Consider the following 22,951-nt stretch of genomic DNA (forward strand, 5'->3'; position numbering starts at 1 on the left):
ATTTTGTATAAAATACAATAATATTTTATTTTAAGTTTTTATTATTTTTGAGACTTTTTAATTATCTCTTCTGAGATATTTTTTGGTGCTTCATTATAGTGACTAAACATCATTGTATAATTTCCACGACCTTGAGTAAATGATCTCAATTCAGTTGCATAACCAAACATTTCTGATAATGGTACTTTTGCTTTTACTGTTTGAGCATTACCTCTTTGTTCAGAACCTTCAATTAAACCACGTTTTGATGATATGTTACCCATAACATCTCCATAGTATTCATCTGGTACAGTTACTTCAACTGACATTATTGGTTCTAATAATACTGGGTTAACTTTTTTTGCAGCTTCTTTTAATGCTAATGAAGCTGCAATTTTATAAGCCATTTCACTTGAGTCAACATCATGATATGATCCATCAACAATTGTTGCTTTAACATCAATCATTGGGAATCCAGCAAGCACACCATTTTGTAATGCGTTTTCTAATCCAGATTTTGCAGCATTGATATATTCTTTTGAGATTTTACCCCCAACAATTTTATCAACTCACTCAAATCCTTTATCATGATTTGGTTCAAATTCAATCACAACGTGTCCATATTGACCACGTCCTCCTGATTGTTTTACATATTTACCTTCAACTTTTGCTGATTGTTTAATAGTTTCTCTATATGAAACCTGAGGTGCACCAACATTAGTTTCGACTTTAAACTCTCTTTTTAATCTGTCGACAATAATATCAAGGTGCAATTCACCCATACCAGCAATAATTGTTTGACCAGTTTCTTCATCTGTATATGTTCTAAATGTTGGATCTTCTTCTGATAATTTATTTAAAGAAATTCCTAATTTTTCTTGATCAGCTTTTGTTTTTGGTTCAAGAGCTAAGTGAATAACTGGTTCTGGGAAGATCATTGATTCAAGTATAATTGGATTTTTTTCATCAGATAATGTATCACCAGTTGTTGTATCTTTAAGACCAACAGCTGCTGCTATATCTCCAGCATACACTTCTTCAATTTCTTCTCTATTGTTTGCGTGCATTCTTAATAAACGTCCAACACGCTCTTTTTTATCTTTTGTAGCGTTTAATACATAACTACCTTTATTTAAAACTCCAGAATAAACTCTAAAGAATGTAAGTTTTCCTACAAATGGGTCAGTCATTATTTTAAATGCTAATGCAGAGAATGGTTCATCATCTGTTGAATGTCTTTCTGATTCTGTTCCATTTGGTAGTTCACCTTTAATTGATGGAACATCTAAAGGTGATGGTAAATATGCAACAACTGCATCTAATAATAATTTAACACCTTTATTTTTGAATGCAGATCCAGCTAAAACTGGGAAGAATTCAGCTGAGATAACACCTTTACGGATTGCTCTTTTTAGTTCATCGATTGTGATTTCTCCACCATCTAAGAATTTCATCATTAATTCTTCATCATATTCAACTGCAACTTCAACTAATTGAGCTCTTAATTCTTCTGCTTGTGCTTGTAATTCACTTGGTATATCAATTGGTTTTGCAATTTCTTCTGCAGCACCATCAAAGTGTCATGCTTTCATTTCAACTAAATCAATAATACCTGAAAAATTATCTTCAGCTCCAATTGGTAATTGTATTGGAGCAGCTTTAGCTCCTAATCTATCACCAATTGTTTTAACAGAGTAAATAAAGTCAGCCCCTGTTTTATCCATTTTATTTACAAAAACTATTCTTGGTACTCTATATGTTGTTGCTTGACGTCAAACTGTTTCAGTTTGTGGTTCAACACCACTTTGTCCGTCAAGAACAGCAACAGCACCATCTAATACTCTTAAAGATCTTTCAACTTCAACTGTGAAGTCAACGTGACCAGGAGTATCAATAATATTAAACCTATGGTCTGCTCAAAATGCAGTAGTTGCAGCAGATGTAATTGTTATACCACGTTCTTGTTCTTGTGCCATTCAGTCCATTTGTGATTCACCTTCGTGAGTTTCACCAATTTTATGAATTTTACCAGTGTGGAATAAAATACGTTCTGTTGTTGTAGTTTTACCCGCATCAATGTGAGCCATAATACCAAAGTTTCTTGTTTTATCTAAACTATATTCTCTTGGCATAAATGCTCCTCCTTAAAATTATCAACGATAATGAGCAAAAGCTTTATTTGCTTCAGCCATTTTATGAGTATCTTCACGTTTTTTAACTGATCCACCAACTCCATTTGATGCATCAATTATTTCGTTTGCTAATCTATCAATCATTTCTTTTTCGTTTCTAAGTCTTGCATAGTTTATTAATCATCTTAATGCAAGTGTTACTTTTCTTTCATTAGAAACTTCGATTGGAACTTGATAGTTAGCTCCCCCAATACGTCTAACTTTTAATTCTAAATGAGGTTTTATGTTTTCAATAGCTTTATTAAAAACTTCGATTGGACTTACCTTTGTTTTTTCTTGAATAATTTCAAAAGCTTTATATAAAATATGTTGAGCTGTTCCTCTTTTACCATCTAACATAATTTTATTAACGGCCTTAGTAACCAATTTTGAATTATAAATTGGATCAGGTAGTACGTCTCTTTTTTCTGCTTGATGTTTACGCATTGTATTTCTCCTTTCTAACTATTTTTTTTCTTTAGGTCTTTTAGCACCGTAAAGTGAACGACTTTGCATTCTTTTATTAACACCTGTTGTATCAAGTGTTCCTCTTATTATATGGTAACGAACCCCAGGTAAGTCTTTAACCCTTCCACCACGTATCAAAACAACACTATGTTCTTGTAAGTTGTGTCCTTCTCCAGGTATATATGCAGTAACTTCCATACCATTTGTTAATCTAACCCTTGCATATTTTCTTAGCGCAGAGTTAGGTTTTTTAGGGGTCATAGTCGCAACCCTTGTACATACTCCTCTTTTTTGAGGAGATGATAATTTAGTTACTTTTTTTAATAAAGTATTAACTCCTCTATTCAAAGCTGGAGCTTTAGTTTTTCAGGATTTAGCTTTTCTTGGTTTTCTAACTAATTGGTTAATTGTAGCCATTAAGTATCCTCCTTTCCACAATACCGAGTGTTTTCTATGTTACACAAAAGTAATTATATACTTGTTTTTAACAACTTTCTATATTTTTTTAAATATTGATTAAAATTATTCTCTAATTGTAATATTTTAAAATAAAGTATTTTCTTTTAAGAGTTTGTTATTAAACCAATGAAATATAACTTATAAATATAAAATATGGTTTAAAATTAAGATATATTGAAATAGTTTTTATGAGTTTTAAAAAACACATATTATGAGGTACTTATGAGAAAGTCCAGTATTGAAATATTAAGGTTTTTATGTGCGCTCGCAGTAGTTTTTTTTCATGTTGGTGGTATTAAAGAATTATGACCTACATGGTTATATGTAGTATTTGCACCAATTGCGGAGGTTCCTATACCAGTATTTATAATTATAACTGGTTATATGTCTTTTAATAATACAAAAAATAGAGGAGTGTACTATATAATAACATGTCTTTATTACTATTTACTTTTTTTAGGAGTAGAAACTCTTTTAAATATTGATAACAATAGCTTTGAGTTTAAATCAATTTTAAAAGGTGGATCAAGATGATGATACTTATGATCTATGATTCCAGTTTACATACTTGGTCCAATTTTTAATATAATTTCAAAAAGTTTGACTAAAAGACAGCTTTTATTTTTTATAGTTGTACTATTTATCATATTTTATTCTTTATCAAGAATAAAATATGATTTCCCGCCATCTGCTGGCAATGTTTTATATTTAAGTTGTGGCTATTTTGTAGGTACTTGATTAAAAAAACACGAAAATGACGTAAGTCTAAAAATTAGGTTAAATTGTTCATATGCATATATTTTATTAATGACACTTTGTGAAATAATAATCTTTGCAATTACTAATTATGTCGATGACTCACCAGTTGGTCCACACGTTCTAGTTTTAGCAATTGCAATATTTACTATATTTAACAACCTAAATATAAAGAATAAAAAAATATATAATTTTTTAGGAATGCTAGCACTACCTATTTATTTATTTCATTATTCATTTTTTGAAAAACTATTAAAATATTTATATCCTTTGATTAGTAATTTAAATAGCAATCTAATACTTTTAATTTTATTATTAAGCACTTCTTTAGTTATATTTATATTTTGCGCAATAATTATATACCCAATGAACTATGCAACTAAGTATACAAATAAACTTATGTTATTAATATATTTTAAAATAATTAATAAAAATAAAGCGATTAAAGCGATTGATCAAAAAAAATAATTCCACGATAGAATTATTTTTTTTACTTTTAATTTCTTTCAGACATACCTTTAACATCAAAGTAGTATTTTTATATTCATAACTATAACCATTTTTTGCATCAATATGAAAACGCTTATAATCTAAATTGTATGTTAGTGCTAAATTTCAAAAATGTGATTGATTCACTATGTACTCTAATTTTTGCATATTTTTTTCTTTATATATTTGAAAATATTGCTTTGTTCTCGTTGCATACAATGAGAATTACTTTTGTACAATTGGGTCTCCGTTTTCATTATATTCTACCGTTGTGTGTGTACAATTCATCAAAGAATATCGAATTTCATTCTGAATGTCCAGGATATGATTATTTTGAAACCATTTCAACATCTTTTCTTTTAAATCTCGAATAACTTCTTTATTTTCATCTAATAATTTCTTATTTTCGTTCATTTTTTACTTAATTCAAAATCACTATTATTGCTAGATTTTGTTTTTGAATCTTTTCTAAAGACAAAAACATTACTTGAAAGCAATGAATCATATATATAATTTTTAATAACTTTTTTATCTTCTTTGGAAACGTTTAAGTTTCTAAACATTTCTATAATATTATATAATAAAAAAAACTTTTTTGTTTTGTTCTAATTCATTTAATTTTAATCATAGAGCATGGTATTTAAATTTAATACTATCGTAGAATTTGAAAATAATTTTTATTGATTAATTGTAAAAAGAACTAATCTTTAATAATATATATAATAAAAAAAGCAAATATCATACATATTATTGGTATTTTTATTGTTGTATATTCTTTTTTAAAAAATATTTTTTTATAGTGTTGAATATTTAAAAATTTGCTTAAAAGATACATAAATTTAAAAGAGTTTATAAATAAAATAAATATATTTAAACTATATTTTAACCAAGTAAAAAGAAAATTTATATTAAACTAAAACTTAATAAAAAGGGTTTTCATTAAGTCTATTACATAAAATAAATGTTAATGTTTATATTTGGGTTTTATTATTAATGTACCATATAGTTTTTTTAAACTTTATTGATTGAATTTATATATTTTTTGGATATATATAAAAGGATTGTTTCTCCCTTGAAATAGATGAATCTTTTTTGATTATAAACTCTATTACTTCATTTTCATTTATTAATTCACAATCTTCATCCCTATTATTAAATCTTGAATCTACTTTTAGATTAAATTTTATATCAATATCATTTTCAAAATTGATAAATGGCGTTTTTAATTCTAATTTATTTTTTATTTTATTTAGAAATGAATTTTTACAATCACCAACTTTAACATCAATTTCACTTAAAATATTATTCAATTTATTTATATCGAAATCTTTTGTTACATAATTAAATGAATCTCCAGATAATAAGTTAGATCCATTAATTACTTTAAAAATAACATTTTCACCAGCTTTTAAATAAATTCCATTATAAGGATCATCAAAATGTATTTTATAATCTATACCTTCATTTAATACTTCAAATTTAGAGTTCGCTTTTAGAACACTATTTATTATTTTTTTGACTTCATTTTTTTCAATACCCGCTTCTATTTTAATAGACGATTCAGATTCATTTAAAACTAAATTATCTATAAATTTTTTTACATCAATAGCGTTTAAATTATTTGTTAAAATTTTTATTTTTTTATTATTTTGTAAAAATAATTTAGAATCCTTAGATGGTTCTATTTCTATCTTTTCCTCACCAACTATAAATTCAAAGTTTTTTGAATATTTTACTTGAAGTTCATCAATAATACTTGACTCTTTAAAATTATTAGATAAAATTTCATAAATTTTTTTATTAAATTCCTCTTTTGTTGTTTTTCCTATTAATACTTCAATATTTAATATATCATTTTCAATGTAACTTAAATCAATTTTTGGCGTTATTAATTTAATTTCCTTACCAGAAATTCATTCAGAAGTACTAATTGGATTGATTTCTATAACAGTATTAGGATACAATATTGAGAATGAGTTATTTAATTTTATTGTATAATCAACGTCCATTAAAGAATCTGGTACATATTCTTTAATAAGTTTATTGATATCATTTTTTATATCAAAAACTGATACATTAAAGTTGTTATTTAATTCAAGAAACTTATCTTTAATTTCGTTCAAATTAAAGGTTTTTATTAAAAAATCTTTTTTTATACCTGTTAGATATCTTGAATTTTTATCTGGGCGTAAAGAAACAATATTACCATCTTTTAAAATGTCTTGGTCAAATTTGAAATCTATATAATAGTCAACATTTAGTTTTGAGTATTTTGAATACTTAGAAATTTTGTTTATTATTTTTTTAACTACTGTATTTTTATTTTGGTTTTGCCTAGGGTAAATATCCTTATAATCTATAGTGTTTATATCAAGCAAGTATATTTTATATTGTATAAATCCTTTTAATATTTTGGAATCATTTACACTATTAACATATATTATATCGTTTTTGCTTCATACATCATTGAGCTTTGATTTATATTTTATTTCAAAGTCAACTTTATATATTGTATTTAGTATTGTTTCTTCAATTTTTAAGGATAAATAATTTATTGAATCATTAATGTTTTCATTAGTTTTTGGTTTAAAATTTTCAAATTCTTCAAGAAAATTATTTAAACTTATGTAATTTACAACTTTTATTATAGGTCTTGTTGCGTATAACAAATTAGAGTTTTTTATTGCAAATATTATTGCTTCATCCCCAACTTCAAAAAAATCATTATCATTGCTTCAGCTAATTGTATAATCTATATCAAAAACCAACATTTTAAACTCATCGTTTATTATTTTTATTATATTTTTTTTGTATATTTCTTTTTTAGATAATGGTTTAGGTTCTGGTATTTTATTTTCAATCGATAATAAATCGACTTTATTTTTATTCTCCTCAAAAAAACCTTCTTTTTCATCTATAAAAGAACAAGAATAAACATTAATAGTACTTGACAAAAATATTAATAACGCCAAATTTACAACTAGTTTTTTCATTAAATAAAACCTCACTTATATATTACATTAATATATAATAAAATTATTATAGAATTTAAAAATAGGAAACAATATGAAAAATTCTTTGCTCGCATTAAGCCTTATTTCATTAATGATATTAAATTTTATTTTTATGATTTCATCAACATATTTATCTTTTTTTGGTATAAATTATTCTATGAATTATTTAAATATAGAAATTAAAAATCTTATGAATACTTTTATTGAAAAAAATAAATATTTAATAAATTATGAAAATAATAAAGAATATTTGAGTTTAATATTTGGTAATATTAACAAAAAAACAATATTTAGTGTTAAGAATGGCATAGGTGTTTATAATCTAAAAAAATGAAAGGATTTTATATCTTTAAACCCAATTAATTATAGTAATGACTTATATTATTACTATTTAAGTTTGATTAATTTACCAATAAATTATTTGAAATTTTTTAGTAACAAATTACTTTATAATAATGATTTTTTAATAAATTATGAATATGATAATTTTTATATGTTAAAAAAATTAAATGAAAAGGAATCTTTAATAGATAAAAATTATTGATATGAAATTAATGAAAAGGATAGTTACTACAACTTTTTATATAACTCTGTTTATTTATTTTTGGATACTTTAGAGCAATTAATTTTAAAGCAATTAAACGAGAACATTAATTTGTTTAATAATTCCAATTTTATAATTTCTGACGTAATAAGCATTAAGGAAAGAAAAAACAAAATTCTATCATACAGTTTTTATATTGTTGAATTTAAAAAATATATTTATAATAGTTATTTAAATTTTATTTTTTTAATTATTATTTTACCGATTAGTTGATTTTTCTTTTTATTAATGCTTTTTATAAAAATTATTATTACTATCAAAAAAAATGGTTTACAATTTAAATATTTAAAATTCATATTTAATTTTAAATATATTTAATTTTAAAGTTTATATCCATTATTTTTTTTCCTAATTTAATATATAATCTGCCATTTTTTATATTAATAATTGCACATATAATATCGAAAATTCCATTATTATTAAAATAAAAATATATTTTTAAATTTTTAAAGCTAATTTTTTCATATTTAAGTTTTGAATTTAATTTATCTAAAATATTTAAAATATAGAAAGATCTGCACAACTTTGGATTATCAATTAGTTCATTGTTTAAAAGATTTTTTAAAACAAAAGATGTATTAATTTCGTACTTTAAAAAAAAACTCTGAATATTATCAATATTCTTTTTGGAATTATTTATAATAATTTTAAAAAGAATATTGATATGTCTTGTCAATGTCTCATTTTCCAATGATAATTTGATTTTTGTTGGCAATAAAGATATCGAATTTACTTTTATTGAGTTTTTTCAGTTATCTTGTGTATAAATTTTGTTTACTATGAAGTTATAGAAATCATTTTCAACATATTTTTTAGAATCATATTTAACATCTAACAAAATTGAAAGGTTTTTCTTTTTTGCAAAATTAACTAATATTTCATTATTAGATAAATTTTCAATTTTTGTGCACTTGTTTTTTTTAATAAAATTTATGAAATCTTTATCAAAATAATATATTTCATTTATAAATTCCAAATTATCTTTTGTAAGTAAATTAACATTCCATTTTATATTACTACCAAAGTATATGAAAACTTTAAAAAACATTAACTTAAAATTATCAATACAGTAAACATAGTCTATAAATTTTTTTGAGTTTATTAAATTAATTGGAAAGCAGTTACCACTATTTTTAAAAGAAATAAAATTAACATTGTATTTATGAGATATTTGGGAAATAGAGGAACAAATAAGATCTAATATTTTGGAGTTGTTTTTTTGTTTTATTGAAAAAGTGTCACTTGAAATTATATTTATTTTTTTATAATTATTAAAATAATTAATAATATTTTTAAAATCATTTGATTTAAAAAATTTTTTTTCCTCAAATATTTGATTATAGTCTGTATTATAAAATTTTGAATAATCTACATTTATGTAACTAAAATTTATTGAGTAATAAAATTTTTCTTTTGAATTGAAGTTACAAATTTTCTCATCAATAATATCTAATTCAATGATAGATTTAATATTTTTAAATGTATTTAATATATAAGTTGTTGCCATACTTGCATTTGTAATACCACTACCTATTGTACATATTATAAAATAAACATCAAAGTAAACATAAACTTGAACAATAATATTTTTTCACCAATATTTATAAATTATTATAAAATCACTTTTTTTATTAAGTTCAAAATATACTTGTGAAAAAAATGCAAACTTTATTTGTTTAAAATATTTATTTTTCATTTTCATCCTTTTCATATATTCTATATTAATAAATTTTATTTTTTAGTAAAAAAAATATGTTAGATGGATTTTATAAATTTAAATGTTTTTTATTAATGTTGAGTTTAAAATTATGATTTGTATATTTTATTATGTATGTTTATTTATAAAAAACAAATTAAATTTTTTTTAAGTAATCCTGTTTTATACATTATTAATCTAAATTTGCAATTGCAGTATTTAAAGATGGTTCAATAGAAATATCGATTAAATTTATCCAGTAGTTTCTATCATCATAATTATAATTTTTTTTAAATTCTAATGATTTTGATAATCTTTTTAAATTTGATTCACTTAGTTTTTCTTTATAATAGGAATATTTTTCATACAGTGAACTTATATTTTCATCTTTGTATTTATTTAACAATTTATCTTTATCTATTTTTATTATAGATATTGGTAATACTGAAAAACTATTTTCATACAGAGTGCTACTCAATTCTAGAGATTTAATATTTTCGTTTTTTTCACTTAAAATTTTAGATAAACTCTTGTTTTCATTCTCTAATTTTATAATTTGATTATTTTTTAAAAAACTATCATTATCAAGATTTTTTATTTCTTTTATTTTTTCATCTTTGTATTTATTTAATTCATCATGTAAAGTATTTTGCATAGTTGAAATATACGAGTTTTTAGCATTTCTAATTTCTATATAATTTTTTGTAGTTTCATAAATTTGAAATGCAGCTGTGAATATAGTAATAAGTGCTAATGCTTTGATCATCAAAGGGAATCTAGCTGTTAATGAGAGATTAGTTGATTTTTGTAATTTTTTTATTAAAAGTTTAGTTAAAGCAATAGCTTCGTAAATTACCTTTGCAACACGACCAATATCTTCAATTCCTTTATCGTTTCATCTATAGTTATTTTCTATTTCTATTGCTAAACTAGTTAATTCTTGATTTAAAGCAACTGTTAATCCTGCTGCGGCTGCGGCTGCGGCTGTTCCAACACCAAGTGCGACCGCTCCAAATAAAGGTATTAAAGCTAATACACTTGAAGCGATAGCTACTGAAGCAAGGGTTGTGGCAGAAATATAATATGCATTTACTGTGTTTCATTGCATTTCAATTTTATCAAAGTTATTTATTGTTTTCTGCTTCTCTGTAATATAGTTGATTTGCCTTTGTAATTCAATAGATTTTTCATTAATATTTTTTATAGAGTTTTTTATGTTTAAAATATTGTTATTATTTAAATTTATTTTTGATATTAAATCATTTTTTTCTTTTAGTAAAATAATTTTTTTTATAGCATATAAATTATCTAAACTTTCTAAGCTGTTATTTAAAGATTCTATATAACTACTAATTAAATCGTACTTAACGACATTATTTAAATTACTTCAAGATGACAAATTATTTTTTACATATAATGACTTTAGATAATCATACTTTGAATAATCTTTATTAAATTTACTAATGTAAGTTTCAACATCATTTATTAAGATGTTCTTTATATAATTAATATCTTTATTTAAATTTTCTATAGAATAAGAACTTAAAATTCTTCTCATTGAAATTTCGTTTTGTACACTAGTAACACAATATAAAAAATCTTTTTCCCCACTTTTTTTAAATAAATCATTTTTTGTAGAATTAATGTATTCTTCAGTTAAAAATGATGGAATTTTTGCCTTGTTAAAACTATCTAAAATATCATTTTCTGATGTGTAAGTATAATTATTTGAATATTTTTTAGATTCTTTTTTAAAATTTGATATAACCATAAAAGTTGTTATCAAACTAGACGTTGCCAAAGTTAAACTTCCGATTATAGATAAAGATATTTTGTATTTTCTTTTCATTTTATACTTTTACCTTTCTTTATAATTATAAACTAATAAATTTATATAATAGCTTTATTAACTAAATTTTTTTAAAATTATTATTTTTTGGAAATTTTTTAAATAGGTTTTCATATATTTAATATATATAAAGATTATTTATTATTAAAATATATCTGGAAAAAGTTTTTTAAAGTCTATTACACTATTAAATTTATTTCCATACTCGGCGAAGTCACAATCTTTGATCAACCTTTTAAAGACTAATGAGTGTATTGCTTTAAAATCGATTAAGACATTGATAAAACAGTTTCTTTTTTAATTTTTTAATTAATTTTTTACAACATAAGATGTATTTGAAGTATTTATGTATGTTTGTACAATTAAAAAATCAACTTCAAAATATTATATTATTCTAATTACATCTTTAGTTGATTTTATAACCACTTTTTTGTTTTCGGTTTATGAAAAATTAAAAACTATTATATTTTTATTTGATTAATTACAAAAAAATACACATAACGCTAAATAGGGAAAAATAAATTCTACACTAGAAAGAGGTGTAGATTTTTTTATGTCAAAAAATTTAACTATTGAACAATGAGTGAGAATAATAAATGTATTTAAAACAGAAGAAATACTAAAGGCGGTAACTAATTACAAAAAATTGAAAGGAAAATTTATAAAATATTCTTACGATACTCAAAAAATGATAAGAATTAAAGCTAATTTACTAAATAATTATGGTATGAAAAGTTTATTAAGAAAAAGCGAATCAGACAGACCAAAAAACGAGATGACTCTGATATTACCTGGTATAATCGATGATTTAAATGAGGAACAAAAAAAAAAAAAAATTATTAAAGATTGAATTAAAATTCAACGAAATAAAAAAGATAAAAATTCATTAAAATGCTTGATTACTTTAAATATTAATATTAAGGCTAGAATATTAAAACTCCATAGAACTTCTTTTTATAAAAAACAAATTTTAAGAGTTTATAAATTGGATTATTTAAAAAAAATAGTAGGAAAAATATTGATTGACTCAAAATTTATTTATGGAAGTAGAAAAATTGCTATTTTACTAGGTGAAGAAGGCATTACAATCAATGATAGAAATTTAAGAAATTATATGATAAGATGAGGATTTTTTATTAAAAGAAGAAGAAGAAGTCAGGAGTTAAAAAATACAAGTATAAAATTTGTGGACTTAATAAAAAGAAATTTAAACCCTGAAATGGATAATATAATTGAAACAGATGTATCATATTCCTGAATTTAGTAAAAGAAAATAATTTTTATCTTTTTGCAGCAATCAGTCATAAAACAAGGAAAATTGAGTCTTGATTATTAGATAGAAATGATTCTGAATTAGTTGTAAACACAATTAAAAAAATTAATAAAACTAATTATATCTTGCATTCAAATCATGGTACTCAATATTCAAGTGTAAAAGTCCAATACTTATTAAAAAGGCTTAATTGTAAAACATTCATGAGTAGAATTGGTAACTCTCTTGACAATATAGAAATTGAATATTTCTTTGGTTGTTTAAAAGGAGAATATTTAAATCATATATCTACTTACAAAATGAGTTACAATGAAATAAATGATCATATTAATTGGTACAACAATGAAAGAATTCAAAAAACATTAAATTGAAAAACGCTAACTAGTGTCCGCATTAAAATATAATAATTGTAGAATTTATTTTTTCCAGTTTAATTTCCCAAATGATTTTTTAATGATATTTCAATTTCAAAGTTTCTCTTAATTGTTCTATGCCTATATTAATAGGTTTTTAAAAATAAAATGATGAAATTTAATTTTTTTTATATTTTCTTTTTGTTTTGATTTAACTACCTTATTCAATAGCGCCATCCCCTTTAAATTTTATCTCTGATTTAACATTTTAATCTTACTTTTCTAACTTAAAATTTTTATGTTTATTTATAATTGTTTTTTTAAATCATATTAAGGTTTTCTTTTTATATTCGTTTTTTTCATATAAAATTAAGGAGTTTCAGTAAAATATAAAAATTAAAAACACTCTTTATGAAATTGTCAATTAAAATTGACATTAAAAAGATACTTTCTCCATACGAATTTCGTATGGAGTTTTTTTATGTTTTAATGAAGGTCTAACATAATTATAAAAATCTATATAGTCTGAGATAATTTTATAAATATTTGAATGATGTAGTTCTTTTACTTTATATGTATATATACATTCATTTTTAAAAGTTCCAAAAAAAGACTCACAGGCACCATTATCTGGTGAATTTCCTCTTCTTGACATAGAAATATTTATATTATTAGTTTTACATAATCTTTCTCAAGTTTCATTTGTATATGGTGATCCTTGATCTGAGTGGATTATCTTTGGTGCACCTCTTTTTTTAATGGCGCTTATTAAATTTGTATGACATAATTTATTATTAGGACTAACCGATAACTTTCAATCAATAATTTCTGAATTAAACAAATCCTTTATAACAGATAGATATACGTTTCCATTAATAGTTTTTATATAAGTTACATCTGTTACTCATTTTTCATTTATATTTTTAGATTTAAAGTTTCTATTTAGTAGATTTTCAAATCTTAATGGACCTGATTTATCATAATTTGGAACTTTCTTTTTCTTTGCTGCTTTTAAACTCATTGTTTTCATATATCTATAAACAACTCAAGGTTTTAATCTTTCTTTAAAGTATTTGTTTAAAAATAAAGTTATCATATTATAACCATATCTTTTTTTAAACAAGTAAAAAAGTCATCTTATCTTAATTGCTAAAATTCTATTATAATTTTTATACTTTGGTTTCCCGTTTTTAAGTCATTTTAAATATCCATACCTTGAAACTTTTAAATATAAACAAGCTAATTTTATAGAAAACATTTTCTTGATATTAAAAATGGCGAAGTACTTTTCCTTAGTCGTCTTCGCCAAATGCTTTTTTAAAGCTCGTTCCAGTTTCAAAGCCTCTCTTAATTCTTCAACACTCATATCATCAGGTTCTTTAAAAATTCAATCATGAGATTTAAATTTTTTGATATTTCCTTTTGCTTGTGTTCCACTACCTCATTCAAGGGCTCCTTCACCTTTAACTTTTACCTCTGATTTTCATCTTTTAATTGTACTAGTACTAATATCAAACTTTAATGCCGCATTTAAAATACCAATTTTTTTTGATTCATTAATTATATTAAGTTTTTCATTTTTTGTTCATTGTTTTGCCATATAAAAAGAACACCTTTCAATAAAATTTTAACAATAAAAGTACTTTTTTACTGTCAATTTTATTTTAGATGTTCATTACTGTCATTTTTATTTTAGATATTAATTATAGTTTTTTAATTATCATTTATAAAAATATTAGAGTTATCATTTAATGAGAGAATATACTCAATATAAATTGAAATAAATAATTTATTAGGGGTTGACTGTGAATATACTATTTTAAATCAATCATATGATTTAAAGAAAATAATTTTTTTTGTTTTGTTTAAATTGTATTTAATCTAAAATTATTTTAAATTTTGTTATGTCTTAATAGTGTTACAACTTTTTAAATTATTTATACTAATTTTTAATTAAAACGTATTAAAAAATTTAAACTTTTCAATTTTAATTAATTTGCATATTATTAAATTTTCTTTTAAATTTAATACATTTTTCATATAATAATAACTTTATGTTTTCATTTTTATTTAGCACATTTCAATTAATTTACAACTAATTAACTACATTAATAATTTATATTTATAAAAATGTACTGTGTAAATTATTATTTAATCATCTTAATACTTTTTTTGTATCATAAACAAACTTTAGCAATAAATAAATTATTAAAATTTTTTATAAACAATTATATGTCATAAACAATATTTTTAATGTTATTTATGTCATTCATAACCGCTTCATCAAATATATCTATGTAATTTTTTTTATTATATTGTCTTTGCCCATACAATCCAAAAATTGAGTTATTAAAATCATCTTGTTTATTAATGAGTATATCTAAAACAATAAAACCTTTTTTTGAAAACATGTAAGTTGTGTCAACCATTAAAATGTCAATTGTTAAATGTATATTTTTATCTATTTTATTAAATTGAACTTTTTGGTGGATTTTATTTTTAAATTTATTTGCAATATCATCTAATGGTATTCTTTCATTAAATATTATTTCTTGTTTTAATATTATTTTGTTTATTTCTTTATCATAATAAAAATTAATAAAAATGATTTCAAATTTAAAATTATTAACAACAAAGTCAAATTTATTATTAATTTCAATTGTTTTATTTTTACTAATAAGATTAATTAAATCGGATTTTTTTAAAATGCTTTTTTCAATAACAATTTTATTAACATCTATTTTATAGTTTTTTAAATAATATTTAAATACTTCTGTCCATTTAATTTTAAGTACTTTTATATTTATTTTTGTATATCTAATTTTACATACAATATGAAAAATTAAAATCGGTATGTAGGTTATTGAAGATTCTACAGACATACATATGTATAGAGATGCAATTGCGATATGAATATTAAAAAAAAATAAAATAATTATAAATAGTACTACCGCTATTAAAATTATTAAAATTGGTAAAACTAATGTGTTTTTAGTCAGTGATTTTTCTTTTCAACTTAATCAACTATTATTTTTTTTTGGCACTTTTTCTCTTTTCAATTCTTTTATTAAAAAGTCTTTTCCAGTCATTTAATAATTAAACTCCTACTATTATTTTGTCATATTTATATATAACTATAACAAAATATCTAGATTTTTACAATTTTTAAATATTTTATATTTAAAAAATTTAAGACAAAAATCAAATAAATTATACATAATATATAAAAAACTTTGAAATACTATTATATCTTTTGATATTGACTTACTGTTAAATTATTAACGTTTGTTAAAAATATTTATTTTCAAATAGACCCTAATACTATTTTAATTTATCATCTTAATTTGATAATTAATAATTTTTTAGTTAATTAATAAAATATTCTGTTAGAAAATTATTTCTAAACATAATTAAAAATTAATAAAGACGTATTTAGATAGTTATTAACTAACTTTTTTACCTCAATAAATTAATTTTAAGTTACCAAATCTGCTTATATAATTAAAAAGTTTAATTTATACTATTTCATAAATTTATTGAAGCCCTTAATTGTATTTTAGTATCATTAGATTTTTAAACAATAAATATAGAAATTAATCTATATATAAAAATTAATTATAAGAAAATCTGACTAAAAACTCCATTTTTTAACTATTATTAATTCTTATTTTTCGCTTTTATTTAAGTAAATTTATAAATTTGTAGCTTATTTTAACATTATTATAAAACTTTAAAAATTCACTTTTTACATCAGAGTTTTTAATTTTTAGTTTAATATATCAAATATTTATAGTAATTAACAAATAAAACTATTATATTCAATAAAAAATGTTATATATTAATCTTACATACTTATTACTAGTTAATTTTTATTTAAATTTAATGAAGAAACGGCTTTTCCAAATAAAAACTTGACCTTGCATTTTATTTTTTTATATTTAAATTGTAAATTTTTTTATTAGTTATTTTTTTACATGTAAACATTAAATTTAAAATGTAATTATTTTAAATTAATTTTAAATTTCTTAATATTATAATTCATTATTAGAAGAATAGATAAAAAGTAATATAATAAAATAAAAACCTTAAATAAACCATATTAACATATTGAAATTAACTATTATGTTTTTATAGAAAGTTTGTTTTTTAAAGTAAATAATGATAGATAAAAAAAATCATATTGAGGAAAATCAAAAATATAATTGAAAATTGAATGTAGATATTCAAATAAAACAATTTGTAATATCAATGAACTGGAAAGTGGCTTAAACTAATAGATTTGTAATATTAATATTATATAAAAAATATTTAAAACAAAGATCTTAAAGAAGAAAAAACTTGTAAATTTATATAAAGTAAAAAAAATTAAAATTATACACAGCCTAATGTTAAATGTCATACTAATTTAATTAAGAGAATTTTTTACCAAATATAATTTAGAGAAGATTGGAATGGAAGCTTATTTTCTAGATATTATTATAGGTTTAAAAAAACCAAAAGTTTAAAGTGGGAAAAATAAATTTCTGCAATTATTATATTTTAACGCTGATACTAGTTGTCGTTTTCAATTTAATCTTTTTTGAATTCTTTCATTGTTGTACCAATTAATGTACTAATTGATATGATCATTTATTTCATTGTAACTCATTTTGTAAGTAGATATATGATTTAAATATTCTCCTTTTAAACAACCAAAGAAATATTCAATTTCTATATTGTCAAGAGAGTTACCAATTCTACTCATGAATGTTTTACAATTAAGCCTTTTTAATAAGTATTGGACTTTTACACTTTAATATTGAGTGCCATGATCTGAATGCAAGATATAATTAGTTTTATTAATTTTTTTAATTGTGTTTACAAGTAATTCAGAATCATTTCTATATGATAATAACCAAGACTCAATTTTCTTTGTTTTATGACTGATTGCTGCAAAAAGATAAAAATTATTTTCTTTTACTAAATTCAGGAATATATGATACATCTGTTGCAATTATATTATTCATTCCAGGGTTAAAATTTCTTTTTACTAAGTCCACAAATTTTATACTTGTATTTTTTAACTCCTGACTTCTTTTTCTTCTTCTTGTTTTAATAAAAAATCCTCATCTTATCATATAATTTCTTAAAGTTCTATCGTTGATTGCAATGCCTTCTTCACCTAGTAAAATAGCAATTTTTCTACTTCCATAAATTAATTTTGAGTCAATCAATATTTTTCCTACTATTTTTCTTAAATAATCCAATTTATAAATTCTTAAAATTTGTTTTTTATAAAAAGAAGTTCTATGGAGTTTTAATATTCTAGCCTTAATATTAATATTTAAAGTAATTAAGATTTTTAATGCATTTTTATCTTTTTTATTTCGTTGAATTTTAATTCAATCTTCAATAATTTCTTTTTTTTGTTCCTCGTTTAATAAATCATCGATTATACCAGGTATATCAGAGTCATCTCTATTTTTGGTCTGCCTGATTCGTTTTTTATTAATAAACTTTTCATACCATAATTATCTAGTAAGTTATCTTTAATTATTATTCTTTTTTGAATATTATAAGAATATTTTATAAATTTTCCTTTTAATTTTTTGTAATTAGTTACCGCCTTTATTATTCCTTCTGTTTTAAATACATTTATTATTCTCGCTCATTGTTCAATAGTTAAATTTTTTGATATAAAAATCTACACCTCTTTCTAGTGTAGAATTTATTTTTCCCTATTTAGTGTTATGTGTATATTTTTTTTGTAATTGATCAAATAAAAATATAATAGCTTTTAATTTTTTATAAACAAAAAAACAAAAAAGTGGTTGTAAAATCAACTAAAGATGTAATTAGAATAATAGAATATTTTGAAGTTGATTTTTTAATTGTACAAACAGACATATGTAATTCAAATTCATCTTATGTTGTAAACAATTAACAAAAAACTATTTTATCAATGTTTGTAGTTGGTTTTAATGTGATGCACCAAAAAATCATTATAAGGTTCATACAAAGATTATAACTTCGCATAGTGTGGTAATTAAATTTAATAGTGTAATAGAGTTTGAAAAATATTTTATTGATTTCTTGTAATAATAAATAATTTTCAAACATACATATTATAAAAAGATATGCCAAATATTATTAGTTGCTTTAAGGTTCTTTATGCTGATTATTTAAATGTTTATTTTTTATCTAAATATTGATTGAAAAAAATAAACATATATTTTAATGTATAAAAATATAAACATACAAATGGAATGCTATTCTAAATTTTAAAATAAAATAATAGTCTATTTTAATAGTGTTGTATTTTAATCAAAAAGCTAGAAACTATATAAAAATACTTAAATTTTACAACATATAATATATAATTTTTTTATAAAACTATTTACTCAATATTATTTGTTAAGTTATTATATTTTAATAAAGTTTAGCCGCTTAAATAACAATGAAGATACGGTTCACTTGTTGTTGAAAAATTTTTTTAGAATTGACCAAATAACTTTTTAAAAGTTTTATTAGCTTTTAGTCATTTATAAACAATATTAAAAGTACTATAATTTATATTTTAATAAACTCACAACGATATAAAAAAATGTTATCATATATAAGTAACTAATAATTAATTTATAATAAACACAAATAAATATTAGAGATTAATTTCTATTCGAAATGTATTTATTTGTCATTAATCTAATCATTATATTTTTAAGTATAAATTGATTAAAATAAAAAGTTTAATTTAGTTGTAATAAATAATGTACTGTGTAAATATATTAATTTTAATTAATATAAATTAATAATAACTATCGCCTTTTATTTATAAATAAAATATTTAATAGGTTAATATAGAAATGAGGAAATATAGAAATGAGAAAAAAAGATTTAATCAATAATCTCGAATCAAATGATGCGCCATCTTTTTTATATAAAGAAATGGAAAGAGTAAAGTTACCAATCAAAAAAAGCATTTGATGCAGTTTAAATAATAAATATACAAACCTAATATTAATTATTTTAACAATTGTAATGCTACTCATTGCCGTTTTAATATTTACTGTAACTTGATTTATAACAAATATAGATAGAAGTCTCAGTGCGTTATATCTATATTTACTTTTAGGACCGGAAATATTTTATGGGTTATTTTTTTTATACTTTTTTATATGCAAAATTAACAATAAAAAAATTGATTTAAAAATATCTAATATAAGCTGAAATAAAGTTTTTGAATTATATATAAAAAATGATAAGTTAAAAATATCGAATATTGATATAATAACAGCAAGTTTAGAGTTATACAATTTATTAACTATGCTCAATAATAATAAAACATATGATATTAATAATAAAATAAATTTTGTTTTTAAAGACTTTGATTTTAAAATTAATTTTAATAATATTTATTATGATAAAGAAGAACAAAATATTTTATTAAGACAAGAAATTATTTTTAATGAAAGAATACCATTAGATGATATTCTAAATGAGTTTAAAAGTGAAAATTACCAAAATGTTAAATCTCATAAAATAGATAATAATATATGTTTAACTATGAATGTTTTAATAATGGACACTACTAACAAACTATCAAAAAAAGGTAAAATTACTCCAGATAGTTTTATTAAAGAAAACATAAATTTTAATGAATGCATTTTTGGTTTATACGGACAAAAAAATTATAATAAAAATAATCGTGCAAAAGTATTTGAAGAAATGGTTAAAAAAGATAGCAATATAATCAAAAATATTATTGAAAATCTATAACAATATTTTGTATATTGATTATTAAATAATAGCAGAAATTATACTTAATGAATTATTTAAGTATTCAAAGTCTTGCATTATTTTTTTATACATTTCTCGTTTAAAAATTCTATAGCTTTTGACATTTTCATAACTTATTACACCAATTCGTTTTAGTGCATATCTCTTTGTAATTCCAGTTCTTACATAGTATAAGTTATTTTTATATTTTAAAACATCGAAATCCTGGTCTGAGGCGTTTACTAATTTGTCAATCAATTTTGGAGTTAAGAAAAGAGGAGCTCTTAAATCATCTGTTTTTAAATTTATATCATGTTTTTATTGAATTCAATTGATTCAGTTTGAAAGTTCATATCAAATTTTTTTGCTTTTTTTATTTTTAATCCATTGAAAGTACTACCAATTTTTTTAGTTTTAACAATAATTCTATCATTACATCCATAATGATGTTTTAATATTCATATGAATAATCAAACTATTATTTCTGAACTAAAATCAACATATAAATTTCTTGTTTTAGCTATTATTGACTCGTCAATAATAGAAGACATTTCAATATCTTTATATAAAATTTAAACTATTTTTAAAAAACAATGTTTTATCATTTATATTAAGATTACTTTTTAATAAGTTTTAGTTTTCTACCTTTATTTTTTGCATCAATATAAACATCAATAATGCAATTAAAAAGAAGTTTCCACCAATAGCTAATTGTATAACTCTAACATAAAATAGAATTATTGATAAATCTTGATCAGATTATAAAAAATACATAGAAAATAAATAAAACAAAGGAATAAGGTTTAAAATAAGAAAAAAATAAAGGCTATGAATAACTTTAATATCTTTAATCAATCACAATAAGTTTTTTTAAAGACTATATCTATTTTTTATAAACTTCTTATTTAATGTTATATTTATATAAATCTTAAAATAATTATAATACTTTTAAAATGAGAATAAATATATTTAAAAAATACTAACGATACTATTATGTAATTTTTTATATAAATCATTAATACTCTCAATTAAAAATAGGATTTAAATGATGAAATAAGCCATTCATCGAACGACTATACACGATAAGGAAAATGTAGAAAATACTATTTTAAAATTATTTTAGTTTTTAATAATGCGAGTGTCCAAAATAACCATCAAGGCTTATTCAATCAATAATAGTGTGCAAATAATAGTAAAAATAGCATTACCTAGATTGTTAAATAATTTAATATTTAAAAAACAATAAGAAATACAAATTGTATTCTCTGACAATCTAAGCAATAATTCCAAATTTTAGTTTTTTATATATTTAAACACACCCTTATATAATTTTATAAATATGTAATTATATTTATATCCTTTAATTTATTCAATTACTTTTTTTAATTGTTGCCTTTCAAAAATTATAGTTTCCAACAACCAATAATTAGATTAAAGATATAAAGAAAACAAAACCCCTAAATTTTAAAGATTGTTGAAACTATTCTATACTTTAATTTAAAAATATAATAGTTGAATCAAAAGTAAAGTTCAAATTATTAGTAACATATTTTTATCAACACTAAATACAAGTTTATTTTATTTAAACCACTATTAATAAGACTAATTAAATTATAAAAAAGTTCAAAAAAAAAGCAAGTCAAATATTAAAATCTCTTTAATTTGTTAGTATTATCAACTCTACTTTTTTTATTTGTTATTTATTATAAAATTATAAAGATAGGTTTTTTATAATTTAAAAACACATTTATAATAAAAAAATAAAAGTTTGCATAAAATAAATAACTAAATACAAAACATTAAAAGAGCATTAAGTCATTGAAGAAATTTATTCAAGTTTAAGAATGTTAATAAATAATAAGTTTACATATACAAAGGCACGGATGTTACACTAAAAAATATTTTAATATTGAAATAACAATAATAGAATTTATTAAATCAATATATTATCATTAAGTTAAAATAAGAAATACAAGTCTAGGCATATAGATTATTAACGCTACCAACATTTAAAAAGTTTTAAAATTAAGTAGAACATTAAGTTTGGTGGTGAACATTGTATTTTAAAAAATATATATGCTTAAA

Annotated in this window: 18 protein-coding genes; 5 read left to right on the plus strand and 13 right to left on the minus strand. The window is 21.1% G+C overall.

What is annotated here, in order from left to right; all coding sequences use genetic code 4:
* Positions 1-41: 41 nt before the first annotated feature.
* From fusA to rpsL, 3 genes are read right to left on the minus strand one after another with little or no spacing between them, the layout of a single operon-like run.
* On the minus strand, positions 42-2,111 hold the full coding sequence (gene fusA / locus SLITO_RS05305; RefSeq protein WP_075058721.1) for an elongation factor G: 2,070 nt from the start codon (positions 2,109-2,111) through the stop codon (positions 42-44).
* 18 nt (positions 2,112-2,129) lie between these two features.
* Positions 2,130-2,597, minus strand: a complete 468-nt coding sequence (rpsG, locus tag SLITO_RS05310; protein WP_075058722.1) for a 30S ribosomal protein S7 — start codon at positions 2,595-2,597, stop codon at positions 2,130-2,132.
* A gap of 18 nt (positions 2,598-2,615) precedes the next feature.
* Positions 2,616-3,035: a 30S ribosomal protein S12 gene (gene rpsL / locus SLITO_RS05315; RefSeq protein ID WP_075058723.1), complete on the minus strand. Its 420-nt coding sequence runs from the start codon at positions 3,033-3,035 to the stop codon at positions 2,616-2,618.
* Positions 3,036-3,299: 264 nt separating this feature from the next.
* Between rpsL and SLITO_RS05320 the strand changes: the two genes are divergently transcribed.
* Positions 3,300-4,301: an acyltransferase family protein gene (locus SLITO_RS05320; RefSeq protein ID WP_075058724.1), complete on the plus strand. Its 1,002-nt coding sequence runs from the start codon at positions 3,300-3,302 to the stop codon at positions 4,299-4,301.
* 410 nt (positions 4,302-4,711) lie between these two features.
* Here SLITO_RS05320 and SLITO_RS06050 read toward each other — a convergent pair whose 3' ends face one another.
* Both SLITO_RS06050 and SLITO_RS05330 read right to left on the minus strand, forming a co-directional pair.
* Positions 4,712-4,885 carry a hypothetical protein gene (locus SLITO_RS06050; protein WP_158500662.1) on the minus strand — a complete coding sequence of 58 codons (174 nt, stop codon included), beginning with the start codon at positions 4,883-4,885 and terminating at the stop codon, positions 4,712-4,714.
* 468 nt (positions 4,886-5,353) lie between these two features.
* Complete coding sequence (locus SLITO_RS05330; protein ID WP_075058726.1) at positions 5,354-7,315, minus strand: hypothetical protein; 1,962 nt, start codon at positions 7,313-7,315, stop codon at positions 5,354-5,356.
* Positions 7,316-7,388: 73 nt separating this feature from the next.
* Here SLITO_RS05330 and SLITO_RS05335 point away from each other — a divergent pair, with 73 nt between their 5' ends.
* The gene (locus SLITO_RS05335) at positions 7,389-8,258 is read left to right on the plus strand and encodes a hypothetical protein (RefSeq protein WP_075058727.1); all 870 of its coding nucleotides are present in this window, start codon (positions 7,389-7,391) and stop codon (positions 8,256-8,258) included.
* On the opposite strand, the gene SLITO_RS05340 is transcribed toward SLITO_RS05335, so the two are convergent.
* Together SLITO_RS05340 and SLITO_RS05345 are read right to left on the minus strand one after the other, a co-directional pair.
* A complete protein-coding gene (locus SLITO_RS05340) occupies positions 8,245-9,636 on the minus strand; it encodes a hypothetical protein (RefSeq protein WP_075058728.1) in 1,392 nt (463 codons plus the stop codon). The two genes, SLITO_RS05335 and SLITO_RS05340, sit on opposite strands and share 14 nt — an antisense overlap.
* A 193-nt stretch (positions 9,637-9,829) precedes the next feature.
* Positions 9,830-11,485, minus strand: coding sequence for a hypothetical protein (locus SLITO_RS05345; RefSeq protein WP_075058729.1), 1,656 nt, complete (start codon positions 11,483-11,485; stop codon positions 9,830-9,832).
* Between the two features lie 553 nt (positions 11,486-12,038).
* On the opposite strand from SLITO_RS05345, the gene SLITO_RS05350 reads away from it, so the two are divergent.
* Positions 12,039-12,749 carry a hypothetical protein gene (locus SLITO_RS05350; protein WP_075058730.1) on the plus strand — a complete coding sequence of 237 codons (711 nt, stop codon included), beginning with the start codon at positions 12,039-12,041 and terminating at the stop codon, positions 12,747-12,749.
* 212 nt (positions 12,750-12,961) lie between these two features.
* A complete protein-coding gene (locus tag SLITO_RS05355) occupies positions 12,962-13,162 on the plus strand; it encodes an IS3 family transposase (protein ID WP_075058731.1) in 201 nt (66 codons plus the stop codon).
* Between the two features lie 385 nt (positions 13,163-13,547).
* Here the strand turns inward: SLITO_RS05355 and SLITO_RS05360 are convergent, their stop codons facing one another.
* The 4 genes from SLITO_RS05360 to SLITO_RS05370 form a co-directional block, all read right to left on the minus strand.
* On the minus strand, positions 13,548-14,711 hold the full coding sequence (locus tag SLITO_RS05360; protein WP_075058732.1) for an IS3 family transposase: 1,164 nt from the start codon (positions 14,709-14,711) through the stop codon (positions 13,548-13,550).
* 628 nt (positions 14,712-15,339) lie between these two features.
* Positions 15,340-16,200: a hypothetical protein gene (locus tag SLITO_RS05365; RefSeq protein WP_075058733.1), complete on the minus strand. Its 861-nt coding sequence runs from the start codon at positions 16,198-16,200 to the stop codon at positions 15,340-15,342.
* Between the two features lie 1,523 nt (positions 16,201-17,723).
* Positions 17,724-17,855, minus strand: a complete 132-nt coding sequence (locus SLITO_RS06195; RefSeq protein ID WP_268794771.1) for a hypothetical protein — start codon at positions 17,853-17,855, stop codon at positions 17,724-17,726.
* Positions 17,856-18,057: 202 nt separating this feature from the next.
* Complete coding sequence (locus tag SLITO_RS05370; RefSeq protein ID WP_075058734.1) at positions 18,058-18,324, minus strand: hypothetical protein; 267 nt, start codon at positions 18,322-18,324, stop codon at positions 18,058-18,060.
* Between the two features lie 1,645 nt (positions 18,325-19,969).
* Here SLITO_RS05370 and SLITO_RS05375 point away from each other — a divergent pair.
* Positions 19,970-20,866, plus strand: a complete 897-nt coding sequence (locus SLITO_RS05375; protein WP_075058735.1) for a hypothetical protein — start codon at positions 19,970-19,972, stop codon at positions 20,864-20,866.
* 21 nt (positions 20,867-20,887) lie between these two features.
* Here the strand turns inward: SLITO_RS05375 and SLITO_RS05380 are convergent, their stop codons facing one another.
* Together SLITO_RS05380 and SLITO_RS05385 are read right to left on the minus strand one after the other, a co-directional pair.
* Positions 20,888-21,124 carry a hypothetical protein gene (locus tag SLITO_RS05380; protein WP_075058736.1) on the minus strand — a complete coding sequence of 79 codons (237 nt, stop codon included), beginning with the start codon at positions 21,122-21,124 and terminating at the stop codon, positions 20,888-20,890.
* A 47-nt stretch (positions 21,125-21,171) separates the two neighbouring features.
* Entirely contained in the window at positions 21,172-21,417 is a 246-nt protein-coding gene (locus tag SLITO_RS05385; protein ID WP_075058737.1) for a hypothetical protein, read from the minus strand.
* Between the last annotated feature and the right edge of the window lie 1,534 nt (positions 21,418-22,951).

It is taken from the genome of Spiroplasma litorale (assembly GCF_001267155.1).
Lineage (GTDB): Bacteria > Bacillota_I > Bacilli_A > Mycoplasmatales > Mycoplasmataceae > Spiroplasma_A > Spiroplasma_A litorale.